This window comes from Streptomyces sp. NRRL WC-3549 (genome assembly GCF_000721935.1).
Classification (GTDB): Bacteria; Actinomycetota; Actinomycetes; order Streptomycetales; family Streptomycetaceae; genus Streptomyces.
The window spans coordinates 424019-425191 of record NZ_KL585394.1 but is presented as its reverse complement, the minus strand read 5'-3'; the positions used below and the strand labels follow the sequence as shown (position 1 = coordinate 425191).

Genomic DNA, 1173 nt, shown 5'->3' with positions numbered 1-1173 from the left:
GGGTCAGGGGACGACCACGACCGTGGGTCAGGGGACGACCACGACCGTGGCGCCGATGGTCGCGAACGTCCACATCGCGTTCCCGTCGGGGCGCTTCATCCGGACCCCGCCCGTCTTCATCGTGGGGTCGGGGGCCTTCATCGAGCCGTCCTGGGCCGCACTGAACCCGACGGTCACGCCGTCGACGTCCGCGAACCGGACCACGTGTTCGATCGGTACCCCGTCCGAGCCCTTGATGGTGCCGGAGCGGGAGGACACCTGGTAGGTGCCGGGCGGCGGGCTGACGGAGCTCGGCATCACCGTGAACGTCCGCAGGGACTTCTCCGCGGCGTCCACGATCCACACCCGCCGCTTCGCCGGCGCGTACACCACGCGGGCCCCGGTACCGGAGTCGGCGGGGACGGCCAGCGGGTCCCTGGGCGGACCGGGCTTCGGGGACTGTCCGCCGGCCGCGGCGCCGGAGGCCTGGGACGAGGGGGCGGTCACCGATTCGGGTGCGTTCGCCGACGCCTGGTAGGCGAGGAAACCCACCGCGGCCACCGCCGCGGCAGTGAGACCCGCCACGATCGCGGAGCTGCCCTTCGCCACCGTGAGCTCCTTCCACAGGCCGTCCGTCGCATGTCGTACAAGCATGTACGTCGTACATCCCGGCTACCCGCGCGACGCTACCAGCAGCGCGGGCGCCCGCCGGGACGCCGGACGGCTGCCGTCGGCCGGTCGGCGGAGCCGTAGGCTGTTCGTGTGCTCCTGCTCGCCATGGATACCGCCACCCCCGCCGTCACCGTCGCCCTGCACGACGGGGACCGCGTCGTCGCCGAGACCGGACAGGTCGACGCCCGCCGGCACGGGGAACTGCTGCTGCCCGCCGTCGACCGGGTCCTCGCCGAGGCCGGGGTGAGGCTCGGCGCCGTCACCGGCGTGGTCGTCGGGGTCGGCCCCGGCCCGTACACCGGGCTGCGCGTCGGCCTGGTCACCGCCGCGACGTTCGGCTCGGCCCTCTCCGTACCCGTGCACGGCGTGTGCACCCTCGACGGCCTCGCCCACGCGGCCGGTGTCGAGGGGCCCTTCGCGGTGGCCACGGACGCGCGCCGCAAGGAGGTCTACTGGGCGCGCTACGAGGACGGCCGCACCCGGACCGGCGGACCCGCCGTCGACCCTGTCTCTTATACACAT

Annotated in this window: 2 protein-coding genes; one reads left to right on the top strand and one right to left on the bottom strand. The window is 73.9% G+C overall.

Features of this window, described 5'->3' with window-relative positions:
• Positions 1-27 precede the first annotated feature (27 nt).
• Complete coding sequence (locus tag IH13_RS0112710) at positions 28-588, bottom strand: hypothetical protein (protein ID WP_031083897.1); 561 nt, start codon at positions 586-588, stop codon at positions 28-30.
• A gap of 168 nt (positions 589-756) precedes the next feature.
• Here IH13_RS0112710 and tsaB point away from each other — a divergent pair.
• The coding region (gene tsaB, locus IH13_RS0112705) for a tRNA (adenosine(37)-N6)-threonylcarbamoyltransferase complex dimerization subunit type 1 TsaB (protein WP_063837435.1) at positions 757-1173 on the top strand (417 nt) is incomplete at its 3' end.